Here is a 17,004-nt window from a genome sequence, read left to right on the forward strand (position 1 = left end):
ACCCACCATCGAAAGGAAACCGATGACCCTTCACACGACCACCCCTCTGTGGCGCAGCCTGCTTGGCGGCGGCCTCATGGCCCTCGCCCTCACGGGCCCGGCCCAGGCGCAGAACCTGCCCGGCAAGGGCATTGCCGTGCAGCCACTGCAAAGCTCCATCGCCGAAGAGACCTTCCAGACCCTGCTGGTGTCGCGCGCGCTGGCCAAGCTGGGCTACGACGTGAAGCCGATCAAGGAAGTGGAGTACCCGACCGCCCACGTCGCCATCGCCAACGGCGACGCCACCTTCATGGCCGACCACTGGGACCCGCTGCACGCGGACTTCTACAAGAACGCTGGCGGCGACGCCAAGCTCTACCGCCAGGGCGCCTACTCCCCTGGCGCGGCCCAGGGCTACCTCATCGACAGGAAGACCGCCGAGGCCCACAAGATCACGCGCGTGGACCAGCTCAAGGACCCGGCGATCGCCAAGCTGTTCGACCACAACGGCGACGGCAAGGCCGACCTGACCGGCTGCAACCCCGGCTGGGGCTGCGAGGCGGTGATCGAACACCACCTCGACGCCTACAAGCTGCGCGACACCGTGACCCATGTGCAAGGCAGCTACGCCGCCCTGATCGCCGACACCATCACGCGCCTCAAGCAGGGCCAGCCGGTGCTGTACTACACCTGGACGCCCTACTGGGTGAGCGGCGTGCTGCGCCCCGGCCAGGAAGTGGTGTGGCTACAGGTGCCGTTCTCATCGCTCCCGGGTGAACAGAGCAAGCTCGACACCCAGTTGCCCAACGGCCAGAACTACGGCTTCGTGCTCAACACGCAGCGCATCGTGGCCAACCGGCAGTTCACCGAGCAGAACCCGGCGGCCGCGCGGCTGTTCGAGGTGATGGCGCTGCCGGTGGCCGACATCAACGCCCAGAACCTGCGCATGCGCGAAGGCCAGAACAAGCCGCAGGACGTGGAGCGCCACACCGACGCCTGGATCAAGGCGCACCAGAAGACCTTTGACGGCTGGGTCGCGCAAGCCCTTGCGGCCGCCAAGCGCTAAGGCGCCGACACCCCGTGAAAACGCCCGGCCTCTGCCGGGCTTTTTCATGCGCTCATCGCGCCAGCAGGCCGATCACCAGCGCGTTGGCCAGGTCGATGAAGAAGCCGCACACGAGCGGCACGACGATGAAGGCCCGGGGCGCGGCGCCGTAGGCCCGCACCACCGCGCTCATGTTGGCGATGGCCGTGGCCGTCGAGCCCAGCGCGATGCCGCCGAAGCCCGAGCAGATGACGGCCGCTTCGTAGTCGCGCCCCATGAAGCGGAACACGACGAAAGCCGTGAAGGCCACCGCGAGCAGCACCTGCAGCGTCATGGTCACGGCCATGAAGCCCAGCACCGGCTCCAGCTCCCACAGGCGCAGGCCCATGAGCGCCATGGTGAGGAACAGGCCGAGGCTCAAATCAGAGATCAGCGCCACCCCCAGCCGCATGCTCGGCCAGTTCCACAGGCGACCGCCTTCGGGCGCCAGCCACTGCCCAGCGCTTCGCAGGCCGATGCCCGCCATCAGGCAGCCCACGAAAGCCGGCAGGTGCAGCCCGGTGAGCGCGACCAGCTCGTTGACGCCCTGCCCCAGCATCAAGGCCAGGTTGAGCCAGAGCAAGGCCATCAACACGCCGTGGTAGTCGAGCCGCAAATGGACTTCATCCTGGTAGCGCGTGCCGACCTCCACGTCCGCCTCGCCCGAGGGCACGATGCGGTGGCGCCGCATCAACCACGCCGCCAGCGGCCCGCCCACCAGGCAGGCCGCGATCATGCCCACCATGTTGGCCGCCAGGCCCAGCTCGCCCGCGTTGGCAATGCCCAGGCGGTCGACGAAGTGCGGCGTCCAGGCCAGCGTGGTGCCAACCCCGCCGGTGAGCGAGATCGATCCCGCCATGAGGCCCGCCCGCGCGTCCATGCCGAACGCGCTGGCCGCGGCCATGCCGACCCCGTTCTGCAGCAGCATGAAGCCGATGGCCAGCACCAGCAGCACCACCAGCGAGCGACCGCCCTGGCGCAGCGTGCGCACATCCGTGCCCAGGCCGATCGCGGCGAAGAAATACAGCAGCAGCATGTCCCGCGCGCCGAGCTCGAACACCACCCGCACGTCCAGCGCGTAGTAGAGCGAACACACCACCAGCGCACACACCACCCCGCCCACCACGGCCTCGGGGATGTTGTAGCGCTGCAGCCAGGCGTGGCGCTGCGTGAGCCACTTGCCGACGAAGAGCAGCAGGATGGCGAGCGTGAAGCTGGCGAAAGGATCGACCAGGAAGCTGGTGCGCCAGGGGAACGGGATCATGGCGCCATGGTAGCGGTCAACGCCCGGTCATCTTCTCCGGCACCACCCACTGATCGAACTGCTCGGCCGTCACATGGCCCAGCGCCAGCGCGGCCTCGCGCAGCGTCGTGCCCTCCTTGTGCGCCTTCTTGGCGATCTGCGCGGCCTTGTCGTAGCCGATGTGCGTGTTCAGCGCCGTCACCAGCATGAGCGAGCGGTCCACCAGCTCGGTGATGCGCGCGCGGTTGGGCTCGATGCCCACGGCGCAGTGGTCGTTGAAGCTCTTCATGCCGTCGGCCAGCAAGCGCACGCTCTGCAGGAAGTTGTGCGCCACCATGGGGCGGAACACGTTGAGTTCGAAGTTGCCCGAGGCGCCGCCGAAGTTGATCGCCACGTCGTTGCCGAACACCTGCGCCGCCAGCATGGTCACGGCCTCGCTCTGCGTGGGATTGACCTTGCCCGGCATGATGGACGAGCCGGGCTCGTTCTCTGGAATGCTGAGCTCACCGATCCCGCTGCGCGGACCGCTGGCGAGCCAGCGCACGTCGTTGGCGATCTTCATGAGGCTGGCCGCCAGCGTCTTGAGCGCGCCGTGCGCGTGCACCAGGGCATCGACGCTGGCCATGGCCTCGAACTTGTTCGGCGCGGTGACGAACGGCAGGCCGGTGAGGCGGGCCAGCTCGGCCGCCACCTGCTCGGCATAGCCCTTGGGCGCGTTCAGGCCGGTGCCCACCGCCGTGCCGCCCAGCGCCAGTTCGCACAGGTGCGGCAGGGCCGCGCGCACGTGCGCCTCGCCGTGCGCGAGCTGTGCCACCCAGCCCGAGAACTCCTGGCCCAGCGTGAGCGGCGTGGCGTCCTGCAGGTGGGTGCGGCCGATCTTGACGATGCCGTCGAAGTCGCGCGCCTTTTTCTCCAGCGTGCCGCGCAACAGCGCCAGCGCCGGCAGCAGGCGGTGCGTGAGGGCCTCGACCGCCGCCACGTGCATGGCGGTGGGGAACACGTCGTTGCTCGACTGGCTGCGGTTCACATCGTCGTTCGGGTGCACCAGGCGCCCTTCGCCGCGCTCCCCGCCCAGCAGCTCGCTGGCGCGGTTGGCCAGCACCTCGTTCACGTTCATGTTGGTCTGCGTGCCCGAACCGGTCTGCCAGACCACCAGCGGGAACTCCACCTCGTGGCCGCCGGCGATCACCTCGTCGGCCGCTTTCGCGATGGCCTGGGTCTTCTTCTCGTCCTGCAGGCCCAGCGCGTGGTTGACCACGGCCGAGGCGCGCTTGACCTGCGCCAGGGCGCGGATCATCTCGCGCGGCTGGCGCTCGCCGGAGATGTCGAAGTTCTGCAGCGAGCGCTGCGTCTGGGCGCCCCAGAGGCGGTCGGCCGGGACGTCGATGGGGCCGAAGGTGTCGCGTTCGGAGCGGGTGGCCGGGCGGGAGTTCATGGTGTGGCGTGACCTGTCAAAATAGAGGGCTGGAGAAGCCAAGCCCCAAGGCCCTCCAGCATAGCTCCAAATAAAAGCAATTCTCATCTGATGGCCTCTTGACGCCCTGCCCCGGCCGCCGACGCGATTTGCCCCCAACGCCCACGACACCATGACGACCACCATCCGCCAGGCCGACCTCATCGAATCCATCGCGGCCGCGCTGCAGTACATCAGCTACTACCACCCCGCCGACTACATCGCCCACCTGGCCCGCGCCTACCAGCGCGAGCAGAGCCCGGCGGCCAAGGACGCGATCGCGCAGATCCTCACCAACAGCAAGATGAGCGCCACCGGCCAGCGCCCGATCTGCCAGGACACCGGCATCGTCAACGTGTTCCTCAAGGTCGGCATGAACGTGCGCTGGGAAGGCTTCACCGGCGGCCTGGAAGACGCCATCAACGAAGGCGTGCGCCGCGGCTACAACCACCCCGACAACACGCTGCGCGCCTCCGTCGTGGCCGACCCGCAGTTCGCCCGCAAGAACACCAAGGACAACACGCCCGCCGTGATCGTCACCGAGCTGGTGCCCGGCGACACCGTGGAAGTGACCGTGGCCGCCAAGGGCGGCGGCAGCGAGAACAAGAGCAAGATGATCATGCTCAACCCCGGTGACTCGGTGGTCGACTGGGTGCTCAAGACCGTGCCCACCATGGGCGCGGGCTGGTGCCCGCCGGGCATGCTGGGCATCGGCATCGGCGGCACGGCCGAGAAGGCGGTGCTGATGGCCAAGGAAAGCCTGATGGACGACATCGACATGTACGAACTGCAGGCCAAGTCGGCCAAGGGCGAGAAGCTCGACCAGGTCGAGGAACTGCGCCTGGAGCTGTACGAGAAGGTCAACGCCCTGGGCATCGGCGCGCAAGGCCTGGGCGGCCTGACCACCGTGCTCGACGTCAAGATCAAGATGTACCCCACGCACGCCGCCAGCAAGCCCGTGGCCATGATCCCCAACTGCGCGGCCACGCGCCACGCGCACTTCGTGATGGACGGCAGCGGCCCGGTCTACCTGGACGCGCCGAGCCTGGACCTCTGGCCCAATGTGAACTGGGTGCCCGACACGCAGAAGAGCAAGCGCGTCGACCTGAACACGCTGACCAAGGAAGAGGTCGCCAGCTGGAAGCCCGGCGACACCCTGCTGCTCAACGGCAAGATGCTCACGGGCCGCGACGCGGCGCACAAGCGCATCAAGGACATGCTGGCCAAGGGAGAGAAACTGCCGGTGGACTTCACCAACCGCGTGATCTATTACGTGGGCCCGGTCGACCCGGTGCGCGACGAGGCCGTGGGCCCGGCCGGCCCCACCACGGCCACCCGCATGGACGGCTTCACCGAAATGATGCTGGCCGAGACCGGCCTGATCGCGATGATCGGCAAGTCCGAGCGCGGCCCGGTCGCCATCGAGGCCATCAAGAAGCACCAGAGCGCCTACCTCATGGCCGTGGGCGGCGCGGCCTACCTGGTCTCCAAGGCCATCAAGACCGCGAAGGTGCTGGGCTTTGCCGACCTGGGCATGGAGGCCATCTACGAATTCGACGTGGTCGACATGCCCGTGACGGTGGCCGTGGACGCGGGCGGCACCAGCGCGCACATCACCGGCCCGGCGGAGTGGCAGAAGCGCATCGCCACCGGCGAGTTCAAGGGCATCGAGGTCGCCGCCGCTTGAAAACCGTCGGGGTGTTCGACAGCGGGGTCGGCGGCCTGAGCGTGCTGCGGGCCCTGCTCGCCGAGCTGCCGGGCACGCGCTTCGTCTACGCCGCCGACAGTGCGCACGCGCCCTACGGCGAGCGCACGGCGCAGGACGTGTCGGCGCGCACGCACCGCATCACCGCCCAGCTGCGCGAGCAGCACGGCATCGACGCCCTGGTGGTGGCCTGCAACACCGCCACGGCACACGCCATCGACGACCTGCGCAAGGCCTACCCCGACATGCCCATCGTGGGCGTGGAACCCGCCCTCAAGCCCGCCGCCGCCCTGAGCCGCAGCGGTGGCATCGGCGTGCTGGCCACGCGCGGCACGCTCGAGAGCGCGCGCTTCGCCCAGTTGCGCGACCGGCTGATCGCCGCGGCGCCCCGTCCGCTGCGGTTCATCAGCCAGCCCTGCGACGGCCTGGCGGCGGCCATCGAGCGGCACGAGCTGCCCACCATCGAGACCTTGAGCACGCGCTATGTGAAAGAACTGCTGCAAGGCCCCCAAGGCGACCACCCCATCGACACCCTGGTGCTTGGCTGCACGCACTACCCGTTCGCCGCCGAGCTGCTGGGCCGCCTGTGCGGCCCCGATGTGACGCTGGTGGACACGGGCGCGCCCGTCGCGCGCCGCACCCGCGACGTGCTGGGCCTGCCTCTGCTCCCGGGCGCGCCCGCTGTGCCGCCCTTGCTGCTGTCCAGCGGCGACCCCCCGGCCCTGGCCCAGGCCGCCCGGCGCTGGCTGGGTCTCGCGGTCGAAGCGGGAAGTCTCTAAGGCGCCTGCAACGCGGCCTCGCGCCCGCGCTGCATGTTCACCGGCATCAGCAAGGCCAGGCCGGCCACGAACAGCACGGCCGTGAAGCCGATCGCCAGGCGCTGGTTGCCCCCGGTCATCCAGGTGATGGCGCCGTAGCTCAGCGGGCCGATGATGCTGGCCACCCGCGTGGCGAAGGTCCACAGGCCGAAGAACTCGGCCAGTTGCGCCGGCGGCGCCAGCATGCCGGCCATGGCACGGCCGGAAGACTGGCTCGCGCCCATGCACACGCCCGCAATGGCCGCCGCGTACCAGAAGCCGCCCTTGGTGGTGGTGAGCGCCGCGATGATGCAGGTCGCCACCCAGCCCACCAGCGTGATGCCCAGCGCCAGCTTGTGGCCCAGGCGGTCCTGCCAGTAGCCGAAGGCCAGAGCCCCGAGCGCGGCCGCGATGTTGAGCACGAAGATCAGCACCATGGTCTCCTGCTGCACGAAGCCGATCACCTGCTCCGCGTAGATCGCCGCCAGGGTGATGGCCACCGCCACGCCGCCCTGGTAGGCCGCCACGCACGCCAGCAGCCACATGAAATCCCGGTAGCGGCGCGCCTGCTGGAAGGTGCGGTGCAGCTGACGCAGCGATTCGCGCCACCCCGCCGCACCGGCTGGCCCGGTCTGCGGCTGGGCGCGCTCGCGCAGCAAACCCAGCGTGAACAGGGCCGCCACCGCAAACACCGACGCCGTGATCCCCATCGTCACCGGCACGAACTGCTCGGCTTTCTGGCCCTGCGCCTGGGCCCACAGCACATAGCCCAGGCTCAGCCCCAGCGCCAGCATGCCGCCCACGTAGCCCAGGCTCCAGCCCCAGCCGCTCACCCGCCCCATGGCCGCCGGTTTGGCCAGCTCGGGCAGGAACGCGGCAATGAGCGACTCGCCCCAGGCAAAGAACACGTTGGACACGACGATGAGCACCATGCCCAGCACCACCGCCCCCGGCCCCACCAGACCCAGCGCGGCCGTGGCCAGCACACAGCCCAGCGTGGTCATCATGAGCAAGCGCTTCTTGGCGGCGTGGCGGTCCGCCCACGCGCCCATGGCGGGGATGGTGAACATCACGATCAGGTGCGAAATGCTGAGCGCCAGCGTCCAGGCGAAAGTCGCCCATTCGGCGCCGCCGGCCACCGCCCCCACGAAATAGGCCGCGAACACCGCGGTGATCACCACCGTGGTGTAGCCGGAGTTCGCGAAGTCGAACATCGCCCAGCCGAACACCTCGCGCTTGCGCACGCCGGGGTTCAGGGCATCGGTGGAGAAGAAGGCCATGAAGACTCCAGAGGGCGAGACTCAGCTGCTCGCGCTGAGCCGGAGTCTAGTGGACCGGGAGGTCAGTGCAGGTGGCGCGGCTTGCGCGGGCCACCGTGCGACGGGCCGCCATGGCCGCGCGGCGGCTTGCCCAGCTGCATCGAATTCACCAGCGACTCGAAGCGCTGGTTGAAGAGCTTGTCGATCGCGCCCACGACATCGCCCAGCTCGGCCTGGTCGAAGTGGCGTTCCATGACGTGCAGCACGTCCTGCACCAGCAGGTCGCGCTGCACCTGCATGATGGCGGCCGGCGTGGGGCCCACGAAGCACATCAGGAAGTCGTCGCGCGCTTCCTCGTCGGGCGCACCTTCTTCTTCGTCGTACTCGGCGTCGTAGAACGACACTTCCAGCGGTGCCCCGGCAGACGCGATGTCGTTCAGGCCCATGCAGGCCTCTTCGATCGCCTGGCGGAAATCCTCGTCGCCCGGCACCGTCCAGCAGATCTGCAGCACGTGGGCCTCGGCGTCGAAACGGATGCCCGGCTCGTCTTCGTAGCTGCTCTCCGCCGCCGCTGCCAGCGAACGGGCGCCTGCGTACTGCCACAAGGGTTTGAGCGCATCCTGAATCTGGCCGTAGGCCACATCCTCGCGCAACGGCACGTCGCCGTGCACGTGGATCTCGAAGGGCGCGTTGTATCGGGTCATGGAAAACTCACTGTAGCGGCGAAACCGCAAAAAACCTAGAGGTGGTGCCTCGAAGCGGACTCGAACCGCTAAGTCTCGCGACGGGGGATTTTAAGTCCCCTGTGTTTACCAGTTTCACCATCGAGGCCCAATGGCCGATTGTGGCAGGTTGAAAAACGCCGGCCCCGCCAACGCGGGGTTGGCGGGGCCGGCGCCTCCGCGAGGATTTCCTAAAAGTCGTTATCCATCAACCACTTAGCGGACCTCAAACCTTGAACACCGCGACAATCTCCGCCAGCCGGCTGGCCTGGCTCTTGAGGCTGTCGGCCGCGGCGGCGCTTTCCTCCACCAGGGCGGCGTTCTGCTGCGTGACCTGATCGAGCTGGTTCACCGCGTCGCTGACCTGGCTGATGCCCTGCGACTGCTCCACGCCGGCCGCGCTGATCTCGGTGATCATGTCCGTCACGCGCTTGACCTGCGACACGATGTTTTCCATGTTGCGGCCCGCGTCGTCGGCCAGCCGCGAGCCGGCTTCCACCTTCTCCACGCTCTCGTTGATCAGGAGCTTGATTTCCTTGGCGGCGCCCGCGCTGCGCTGCGCCAGGTTGCGCACCTCGCCGGCCACCACCGCGAAACCCCGGCCCTGTTCACCGGCGCGCGCGGCTTCCACCGCGGCGTTCAGCGCCAGGATGTTGGTCTGGAACGCGATGCCGTCGATCACGCCGATGATGTCGGCGATCTTCTTTGAGCTTTCGGTGATGTCCTGCATGGTGCCCACCACCTGGCCCACCACGTCGCCGCCCTGCACGGCCGCCTCGCTGGCGGTCGTGGCCAGCTGGTTGGCCTGGCGCGCGGTCTCCGAGTTCTGGCGCACCGTGGAAGTGAGCTCTTCCATCGAGGCCGCGGTCTGTTCGAGGTTGCTCGCCTGTTCTTCGGTGCGCTGGCTCAGGTCGTTGTTGCCGATCGCGATCTGCGAGCTGCCGGTGGCGATGGACTCGGAGCTGGAGCGCACGTTGCTCACGATGTTGAGCAGGCTGGTGTTCATCGCCTTGAGCGCGTTCAGCAGCTGCCCGGTTTCGTCGGTGCTGGTGACGTGAATGCGCGAGGTCAGGTCGCCGGCGGCCACGGTCTCGGCCACGCGCACGGCCTCGTTCAGCGGCCGCGTGATGGAGCGGCTGATCACCAGACCCAGCGCCATGCCGATGCCCACGGCGGCGGCGACGAGGGCCAGCATCATGGTCAGGCTGGTGGCGTAGAGCTGGTCCGTCAGGTCGTTGGCCTTGCTGGCCGCGCCTTCCTTCATGCGGGAGAGTTCCGTGAACAGGTTGTCGACCTTGGTGGACTCGATGCGGGCGTCGTCCAGCGCCTTGGTCAGCGCCTCGCTGCGGGTGGACAGCAGGGCGTCCTGCGCGGCCAGGCTGAGCGCGGTGTTCAGGTGCTGGCGGTAGGCGGCCAGCGAGGCTTCGGCCTCGGCGAACATGTCCTTGGCCTTCGATGAATAGAACAGGGGCGCGGCCTTGCCAAGCAAGTCGCCGGCGGCGTTCAGGCTCTTGTCCAGGGTCGCCTTGTTCGCCGCGCGCTCTTCCTCGGTGGTGGCCAGCATGAAGTTGGAGCGGGCGCGCCCGGCGTAGATCAGGTTGATGTTCGCCTCCTTGATGTGAGAGAGGCCCATCAGCTCAAGGGTGTACATCTTGGTGGCCTCGTCGTTGATCCTCGACATGTTGAAGATGCCGATGCCGCCCACCAGGGCACAGATGGCGCAGATGACGAGAAAGGCGGCGATCAGGCGAGGGCCGACCTTCAGAGACTGGATGAAATTCACTTTTTTCCCGGGGTTGATGGCCAGAGGCGGCCGGTGGATGCAGCGCCGTCAGCGCTGACGTTCAGACGTTGATCCGCCAACTATCGGCGCCGCCGCGGGCGTCTTGAGGAAAGAAAGCGCCTTTATCCGCCATGCGGTCGCGGTGCATACCTTCCGCCTCATTCCCCGCGGAAAACGCGCCGTCGCTGGCGCCGCCGGAGGCTCCAACGCCGGGTTTTCAGCCTGTTGACCCGGGCCGGCCGCGCCCTCGCCCCTCGATACTTTCTTCACCCCAAGCCCTTACGCCGCCGCGCCCATGAACAGCTCCATGCTTTTGAACATCCAGAGCAGCCTTGCGCAGATCAAGGCCAGCGAGTCGCACATCGCCGAGGCGTTGCCGCTCGGCGGGGGCCAGGGCGCCCGCTCGTTCACCGACCACATCGGCGGCCTGATCCGCTCGGTGGACGACAAGGGCCACGAGGCCCAGGCCATGGTGAGCGCGGTCGAGACGGGCCAGAGCGACAACCTGGTCGGTGCCATGCTCAAGAGCCAGGAAGCCTCGCTCAACTTTCAAATGATGATGCAGGTGCGCAACAAGGTCGTTTCGGGCCTCGACGACCTCATCAAGCTGCCGATCTGAGCCGCATGCCCGCGACCACGAAGATCATCGGGCCCGCCCGCGGGGCGCTCATGACGGTGATCGACACCTGCGAACTGGGCCGCCCCGTTCACGTGCTGGACCGTTTTTGCGAGGTCCTCCACGCCGATCTGGCGGCCGCCGTGGAAAGCCTGTTCGCCACCCGCACCACACCGGGCTTCCAGCTGGGGCGCATCGAACATTCGCGCCGCGTCCATCCGCACAGGCCCCTGCGCTGGTTCCTGTTCGACACGGCCGCCGGCCGCCTGGGTTTCTCCATCGATCGCCAGGCCGCGCTCGCGCTGCTGGCCCGCCGCCTGGGCATGAGCAACTGGAACCAGCTGGATCAGGAAACGCTGCAGCGCTCGGAAACCGCCACCGAACAGCGGCTCGCCGCGCAGGTGGGCAAGCGCCTCGTGCAGTGCCTCTCGGCGCGCCTGCTCAGCGGCTTGCAGGAGCGCACCGCCCCGGACACCGCGCCGGCCGTGCTCGACACCGAGCGCCATGGCTTCGGCGGCCCCACCGATGCCCAGGCCCTGTTCCTGGGCTGCGACCTGCTCGACGCCCAGGGCAGCCCCATGGGCCGGCTGAACTGGGTGCTGGAAGACTGCGCCCTGGACGCCCTGCTGCGCGCCCTGGCGCCGCCCCGGCGCAAGCCCGCGAAAAAACCCATCGACCCGGCCACCCTGCGCCGGCAGCTGCCCATGCTGCTCGACGTGCGGCTGCTGGAGAAGCCGCTGTCGCTGGGCGACGTGATGGCGCTGCGGCCTGGCAGCGTGCTGCCGGTCGACCTCGGCCTGGCCACCGTGCGCATCCAGGACAGCCCGGTGCTCAAGGCCAGCGTGGTCGAGCACGGCGGCAAGCTCTGTCTCACCTCCCTCCAAGAAGTCTGAACCGCCATGGAAAACCTCACCGCGCCCTCCCCAGCCGACGCCACCGGCGGCATCGACGAACTGCTGTCCTACATGGACGGCCCGGCCGAGAAACCCGCGGCGGAACCGGTGGCGTTCGAGGCCCCGGCACCCCGGCTGGGCATGGGCAGCCTCATGCGCAAGATCCCGGTCACGCTCACGCTGGAGCTGGGCTCGACCCGGGTGTCGCTGGAAGACCTGGCGCACCTGAGCACCGACAGCGTGGTCGAACTCGATGCGCTGGCTGGCGAGCCGCTGACCATCAAGGTCAATGGCGTGTCCATCGGCAAGGCCGTGGTGGTGGTCTCCGGCGAAAACTACGGCCTGAAAGTGGTCGAGATCTCCGACCTGAACCTGGACAGCCTGGCCGCATGACGCCACGCGCCCTTCGACCCGGCGCCCTGCTCCTGGGCGCCGTCACGCTGGCAGCGCTCGCGGGGCTGGCCAGCACCGATGCGCTGGCGCAGGCCCAGGCGCCGGCGGGGGGTCAAGGGCTGCAGATCTTCAGCAGCAACACCAGCGGCGGCACCACCGACTACACGGTTCGCACGCAGATCCTGATCATCATGACGCTGCTGGGCTTGCTCCCGGCCATGATGCTCATGATGACCAGCTTCACCCGCTTCGTCATCGTGCTCTCGCTGCTGCGCCAGGCGCTGGGCCTGCAGCAGGGCCTGCCCAACCGCATCATCACCGGCATCGCGCTCATCCTCACCCTGCTGGTGATGCGGCCGGTGGGCGAGCGCATCTGGACCGACGCGCTGCAACCCTACGACGAGGGCAGGATCACCCTGGCCCAGGCGCTGGAGAACGCCGAGGCGCCGCTCTCGCGCTTCATGCTCGCGCAGACCAGCAAGCCCGCGCTCGAACAGATCGCCACGCTGGCCGGCGCGCCCGCCGTCACCGACCCCGCGTTGCACCCCTTCACCGTCAAGCTCGCCGCCTTCGTGCTGAGCGAGCTCAAGACGGCTTTCATGATCGGCTGCATGCTGTTCATTCCCTTCCTGGTCATCGACCTGGTGGTCTCGTCCGTGCTGATGGCCATGGGCATGATGATGCTCTCGCCCCTGGTGATCTCCCTGCCGCTCAAGCTGCTGCTGTTCGTGCTGGTGGATGGCTGGACGCTGACGGTCAACACGCTGGTGACCAGCGTGCGCGCGATATGACGCCCGAGATCGCCGTCGAACTGGTGGCCGAGTGCCTGAAGCTGGTGGTGGTGCTGGTCACGCTGCTCATCGGCCCCAGCCTGGTGGTGGGCGTGGTGGTGAGCCTGTTCCAGGCCGCCACGCAGATCAACGAGCAGACGCTGAGCTTCCTGCCCCGCCTCATCGTGACGCTGCTGGCCATCATCTTCATGGGGCAGTGGCTGGCGAGCAAGCTCATGGACTACTGCATCGCCATCTTCGAACGCGCCGCGCAGCTGGCGATCTGACGTGAGCCCCATGGAGCCGGTCTTCGGTCAATTGCTGGCCACGCTGCTGGCGATGTGGTGGCCCTTCGTGCGGCTGCTGGCCATGCTCTCGTTCATGCCGGTGGTGGGCGAGAACATGGTGCCCGTCACCGTGCGCGTGCTGCTGGCGCTGGCGCTGGCCGTGGTGCTGCTGCCGGTGGCGCAGCCCCCGGCGCCGATCACCCCCTTCTCCCTGCTCGGCATCGTCACCACCATCGAGCAGGTGGTGATCGGCCTGATCATTGGCCTGTGTTTCCAGTTCATCATGGCGGTCTTCACCCTGCTGGGCTTCATGGCCTCGTCGCAGATGGGCCTGTCCATGGCGGTCATGAACGACCCCATGAGCGGCGTGTCCTCCGACGTGGTCTCCACCCTGCTCTACGTCATGAGCATCCTGGTGTTCTTCGCCGTCGAAGGCCACCTGGTCTTCAACGGCGTGATGGGATCGAGCTTCAAATCCTGGCCCGTGGGCGGCGGCATCCCGCAGGTGGCGCTGGAGATGCTGCCGCTGCAGGTGGCGTGGGTCTTCTCGGCCGCCCTGCTGCTGGCCCTGCCGGTGATCTTCTCGGCCTTGGTGGTGCAGATCGGCTTCGGCCTGCTCAACCGCATCGCGCCGGCCTTCAACCTGTTCTCGCTCGGCTTCTCGCTGATCATCGTGTTCGGCCTGTTCATGCTCTCCGGCCTGGTGCGCTACATCCCCGAGCAGTACGTGCGCCTCACCTCGCGCGTGCTGGGCATGCTCGAACAGATGATGGTGGTGAGGTAAGCCATGGCCGAGCAGGACACCGGGGAAAAGACCGAAGACGCCAGCGCGCAGAAGCTGCGCAAGGCGCGCGAGAAGGGCCAGGTCGCCCGCTCCAAGGACGTGGCCACTGCCGTGGGCCTGGTCTGCAGCCTGCAGCTCATCGTCATCCTGGCGCCCTCGTACCTGGCGGATTTCAAGCACCTGTTCGGCCTGGGCTTCGTGGTGCTCGACGGCGAGGCCGCGCTGGACAACCTGTGGTCCAACGCCTTCAAGCCGGCGATCCTGCTGGTGGGCAAGATGGTGCTGCCCCTGGCGCTCATCCCCCTCATCGTGGCCGCGTTCACGCTGTTCCCCAGCGGCTGGGTGCTCAGCACCGACCAGTTCATGCCCAAGCTGGAGCGGCTGAACCCGCTGAGCTACTTCAGCCGCATCACCAAGCCCAAGCACCTGATCGACTGGGCCACCACCGCCGCCAAGGCGGCCTGCCTGGGTGGCGTGCTCTGGCACACCGCGAGTTCCACCCGCCCAGCCTTCCTGCGGCTGCAGGGCCTGCCGCTGCACGAGGCGCTGGCGCAGGCCATGGGCTTGGCGATCACCGGCATCTTCACCCTGTGCAGCGTGTTCGTGGTGTTCGCGCTGATCGACCTGCCGCTGCAGCGCTTCGTCTTCCTGCGCGAGCAGCGCATGAGCAAGCGCGACCTGAAGGAAGAGCACAAGACCAGCGAAGGCCGGCCCGAGGTGCGCCAGCGCATCCGCCAGCTGCAGCAGCAGATCGCCAAGCGCAGCGTGCGCAAGATCGTGCCCACCGCCGACGTGGTGATCGTCAACCCCACGCACTACGCGGTGGCGCTCAAGTACGACACGCAGAAGGCCGAAGCGCCCTACGTCATCGCCAAGGGCGTGGACGAACTCGCGCTCTACATCCGCGCCCTGGCCACCGAACACAAGGTGGAGGTGCTGGAGCTGCCGCCACTGGCGCGCGCCATCTACAACACCAGCCAGGTCAAGCAGCAGATCCCGGCCGCGCTGTACCAGGCCGTGGCGCTCGTGCTGCGCCATGTGCTCCAGCTGCGCGCCTACCGCGAGGGCGGCCGCAAGGCGCAGCCCGCGCTGCCCGCCGACCTCCACGTCCCCGCCCACCTGACCTGACCCGAAGCCCGCCATGAACGCCCTGAAGTCACTCTGGTCCGACCTGCAGCGCATGCGCTACGCCGCGCCGCTTTTCCTGCTGGCGATGCTGACGATGGTGATCCTGCCGCTGCCGCCGCTGCTGCTGGACGTGCTGTTCACGTTCAACATCGTGCTCTCCCTGATCGTGATTCTGGTCGCGGTCAACAGCCGCCGGCCGCTGGACTTCTCCATCTTCCCCACCGTCATCCTGGGCGCCACGCTGCTGCGCCTGATGCTCAACGTGGCCTCGACGCGGGTGGTGCTGCTCAACGGCCACCAGGGCACGGACGCGGCCGGCCAGGTGGTCGAGGCCTTCGGCCACGTGGTGATCGGTGGCAACTTCGTGGTCGGCCTGGTGGTGTTCGTGATCCTGATGATCATCAACTTCCTGGTGGTCACCAAAGGCGCCGAGCGCATCTCGGAGGTGTCGGCGCGCTTCACGCTCGACGCCCTGCCCGGCAAGCAGATGGCGATCGACGCCGACCTCAACGCCGGCCTCATCAACCAGGAAGGCGCCCAGACGCGCCGCAAGGAAGTGGCCGGCGAGGCCGACTTCTACGGCGCCATGGACGGCGCCTCCAAGTTCGTCAAGGGCGATGCCATCGCCGGCATCCTGATCCTGCTGATCAACCTCATCGGCGGCGTGCTCATCGGCAGCTTCATGCACGACCTCTCGCTGGGCGAGTCGTTCAAGCTGTACGCGCTGCTGACCATCGGCGACGGTCTGGTCGCGCAGATCCCGGCGCTGCTGCTCTCCGCCGCCGCGGCCATCATCGTCACCCGCGCCAGCGAGTCGGGCGACATCGAGAAGCAGATCACCGGCCAGCTGCTGGCTTCGCCGGGCGTGCTGTACGGGGCGGCCGGCCTGATGGCCCTGCTGGGCGCCATCCCGGGCATGCCCACCTTGATCTTCTTCGCCTTCGCCGGCGTGCTCGGTTACGTGGCGTGGCGCATGGGCTCGCGCGTGGTGGTGGCCCCGCCCGACCCCACCGCCCAGGTGCAGGTGGCCCTGCTGACCGAGAGCCAGCCCGAGATCGACTGGAAAAGCCTGCCGGTGGTGGAGCCGGTGGCCGTGTCGGTGGGCTACAAGCTGGTGGGCCTGATCGACCCCGGGCAAGGCGCCGTGCTCGCCAAGCGCCTCAAGGGCGTGCGCCAGACCCTGAGCGAAGGCATGGGCGTGGTGCTGCCGCCCATCGGCGCGCGCGACGACCTCGGCCTCAAGCCCAACTTCTACTCGGTGCTCATGCACGGCACGGTGCTGGCGCAGGCCGAGGTGTTCGCCGACCGGCTCATGGCCATCCCGGGGCCCCAGGTGTATGGCGACATCGACGGCATCCCGGGCGCCGACCCGTCGTTCCGCATGCCGGTGGTCTGGATCGAGCCCGCGCAGAAGGCGCACGCCCTGGGCATGGGCTACCAGGTGGTGGACGTGCCCACGGTGATCGCCACGCACGTGACCAAGCTGATGCGCGAGAACCTCGGCGAGCTGTTCCAGCACGACGACGTCCACGCGCTGATGGAGCGGCTGGGCGCGCTCGCCCCCAAGCTGTCGGCGGCGCTGGACAAGGCCTTCACCCACAGCATGCTGCTCAAGGTGTTCCGCACCCTGCTGGCCGAGAACGTGTCGCTCAAGGACATCGTGCCCGTGGCCACCACCCTGCTGGACAACGCGGAGCAGACCAAGGACCCATTGCTGCTGGCCGCCGAGGTGCGCTGCACGCTGCGCCGCCAGATCGTCGGCGCCCTGTGCGGCCAGACCGGCGAGATCAAGGCCTTCAACATGGGCGGCGAGCTGGAGAACCTGCTGCTGGGCGCGCTCAACCAGGCGCGCAGCGCCGGCAAGGTGGCGCTGGACAACTTCCCCATCGACCCCAACCTGCTCAACCAGCTGCAGTCCCACATGCCCATCGCGCGCGAGCAGATGAAGCAGATGGCGGCCACGCCGCTGCTGCTGGTGATGCCCCAGGTGCGCCCTCTGCTGGCGCGCTACGCCCGGCTGTTCGCGCCGGGCCTGCACGTGCTGTCCTACAACGAGGTGCCCGAGCAGCGCGAGGTCTCCATCGTCGGCTCGCTGGGCTGAGCGGCCT

16 protein-coding genes and 1 tRNA gene are annotated in these 17,004 nt (G+C 68.2%); 11 read left to right on the top strand and 6 right to left on the bottom strand.

What is annotated here, in order from left to right:
• Positions 1-76 precede the first annotated feature (76 nt).
• On the top strand, positions 77-1,045 hold the full coding sequence (proX, locus tag ACODTB_RS09835) for a glycine betaine/L-proline ABC transporter substrate-binding protein ProX (protein WP_291118461.1): 969 nt from the start codon (positions 77-79) through the stop codon (positions 1,043-1,045).
• 52 nt (positions 1,046-1,097) lie between these two features.
• Here the strand turns inward: proX and gltS are convergent, their stop codons facing one another.
• Complete coding sequence (gene gltS / locus ACODTB_RS09840) at positions 1,098-2,327, bottom strand: sodium/glutamate symporter (protein ID WP_291118303.1); 1,230 nt, start codon at positions 2,325-2,327, stop codon at positions 1,098-1,100.
• A 16-nt stretch (positions 2,328-2,343) separates the two neighbouring features.
• Positions 2,344-3,741: a class II fumarate hydratase gene (fumC, locus tag ACODTB_RS09845; protein ID WP_291118306.1), complete on the bottom strand. Its 1,398-nt coding sequence runs from the start codon at positions 3,739-3,741 to the stop codon at positions 2,344-2,346.
• 151 nt (positions 3,742-3,892) lie between these two features.
• Here fumC and ACODTB_RS09850 point away from each other — a divergent pair, with 151 nt between their 5' ends.
• Together ACODTB_RS09850 and murI are read left to right on the top strand one after the other, a co-directional pair.
• The gene (locus ACODTB_RS09850; protein WP_291118309.1) at positions 3,893-5,446 is read left to right on the top strand and encodes a fumarate hydratase; all 1,554 of its coding nucleotides are present in this window, start codon (positions 3,893-3,895) and stop codon (positions 5,444-5,446) included.
• Complete coding sequence (gene murI / locus ACODTB_RS09855) at positions 5,443-6,243, top strand: glutamate racemase (protein ID WP_291118312.1); 801 nt, start codon at positions 5,443-5,445, stop codon at positions 6,241-6,243. Before ACODTB_RS09850 ends, murI begins: the two co-directional genes overlap by 4 nt.
• On the opposite strand, the gene ACODTB_RS09860 is transcribed toward murI, so the two are convergent.
• The 4 genes from ACODTB_RS09860 to ACODTB_RS09875 all read right to left on the bottom strand — a co-directional run bounded on the left by ACODTB_RS09860 (position 6,240) and on the right by ACODTB_RS09875 (position 10,025).
• The gene (locus ACODTB_RS09860) at positions 6,240-7,541 is read right to left on the bottom strand and encodes an MFS transporter (protein WP_488929273.1); all 1,302 of its coding nucleotides are present in this window, start codon (positions 7,539-7,541) and stop codon (positions 6,240-6,242) included. The two genes, murI and ACODTB_RS09860, sit on opposite strands and share 4 nt — an antisense overlap.
• 62 nt (positions 7,542-7,603) lie before the next feature.
• On the bottom strand, positions 7,604-8,224 hold the full coding sequence (locus tag ACODTB_RS09865; RefSeq protein ID WP_291118316.1) for a DUF6806 family protein: 621 nt from the start codon (positions 8,222-8,224) through the stop codon (positions 7,604-7,606).
• A gap of 42 nt (positions 8,225-8,266) precedes the next feature.
• Positions 8,267-8,351 (bottom strand) — tRNA-Leu (locus ACODTB_RS09870).
• 117 nt (positions 8,352-8,468) lie between these two features.
• Positions 8,469-10,025: a methyl-accepting chemotaxis protein gene (locus tag ACODTB_RS09875; protein WP_488929274.1), complete on the bottom strand. Its 1,557-nt coding sequence runs from the start codon at positions 10,023-10,025 to the stop codon at positions 8,469-8,471.
• A gap of 295 nt (positions 10,026-10,320) precedes the next feature.
• Between ACODTB_RS09875 and fliE the strand changes: the two genes are divergently transcribed.
• From fliE to ACODTB_RS09915, 8 genes are read left to right on the top strand one after another with little or no spacing between them, the layout of a single operon-like run.
• Entirely contained in the window at positions 10,321-10,644 is a 324-nt protein-coding gene (fliE, locus tag ACODTB_RS09880) for a flagellar hook-basal body complex protein FliE (protein WP_291112553.1), read from the top strand.
• 5 nt (positions 10,645-10,649) lie between these two features.
• Complete coding sequence (locus ACODTB_RS09885) at positions 10,650-11,534, top strand: FliM/FliN family flagellar motor C-terminal domain-containing protein (protein WP_291112551.1); 885 nt, start codon at positions 10,650-10,652, stop codon at positions 11,532-11,534.
• Positions 11,535-11,540: 6 nt separating this feature from the next.
• Complete coding sequence (locus tag ACODTB_RS09890; protein ID WP_291112549.1) at positions 11,541-11,927, top strand: FliM/FliN family flagellar motor switch protein; 387 nt, start codon at positions 11,541-11,543, stop codon at positions 11,925-11,927.
• The gene (fliP, locus tag ACODTB_RS09895; protein WP_291112547.1) at positions 11,924-12,718 is read left to right on the top strand and encodes a flagellar type III secretion system pore protein FliP; all 795 of its coding nucleotides are present in this window, start codon (positions 11,924-11,926) and stop codon (positions 12,716-12,718) included. Before ACODTB_RS09890 ends, fliP begins: the two co-directional genes overlap by 4 nt.
• Positions 12,715-12,984, top strand: coding sequence for a flagellar biosynthesis protein FliQ (fliQ, locus tag ACODTB_RS09900; RefSeq protein ID WP_291112544.1), 270 nt, complete (start codon positions 12,715-12,717; stop codon positions 12,982-12,984). The genes fliP and fliQ overlap by 4 nt, the downstream gene beginning before the upstream one ends.
• A gap of 10 nt (positions 12,985-12,994) precedes the next feature.
• Complete coding sequence (gene fliR / locus ACODTB_RS09905) at positions 12,995-13,768, top strand: flagellar biosynthetic protein FliR (RefSeq protein ID WP_291112542.1); 774 nt, start codon at positions 12,995-12,997, stop codon at positions 13,766-13,768.
• A 3-nt stretch (positions 13,769-13,771) separates the two neighbouring features.
• Entirely contained in the window at positions 13,772-14,896 is a 1,125-nt protein-coding gene (locus ACODTB_RS09910; protein WP_291112540.1) for an EscU/YscU/HrcU family type III secretion system export apparatus switch protein, read from the top strand.
• Positions 14,897-14,909: 13 nt separating this feature from the next.
• Positions 14,910-16,997 carry a flagellar biosynthesis protein FlhA gene (locus ACODTB_RS09915; protein ID WP_291112538.1) on the top strand — a complete coding sequence of 696 codons (2,088 nt, stop codon included), beginning with the start codon at positions 14,910-14,912 and terminating at the stop codon, positions 16,995-16,997.
• The last annotated feature ends 7 nt before the right edge of the window (positions 16,998-17,004 follow it).

The organism is Hydrogenophaga sp. FG152, assembly GCF_057809615.1.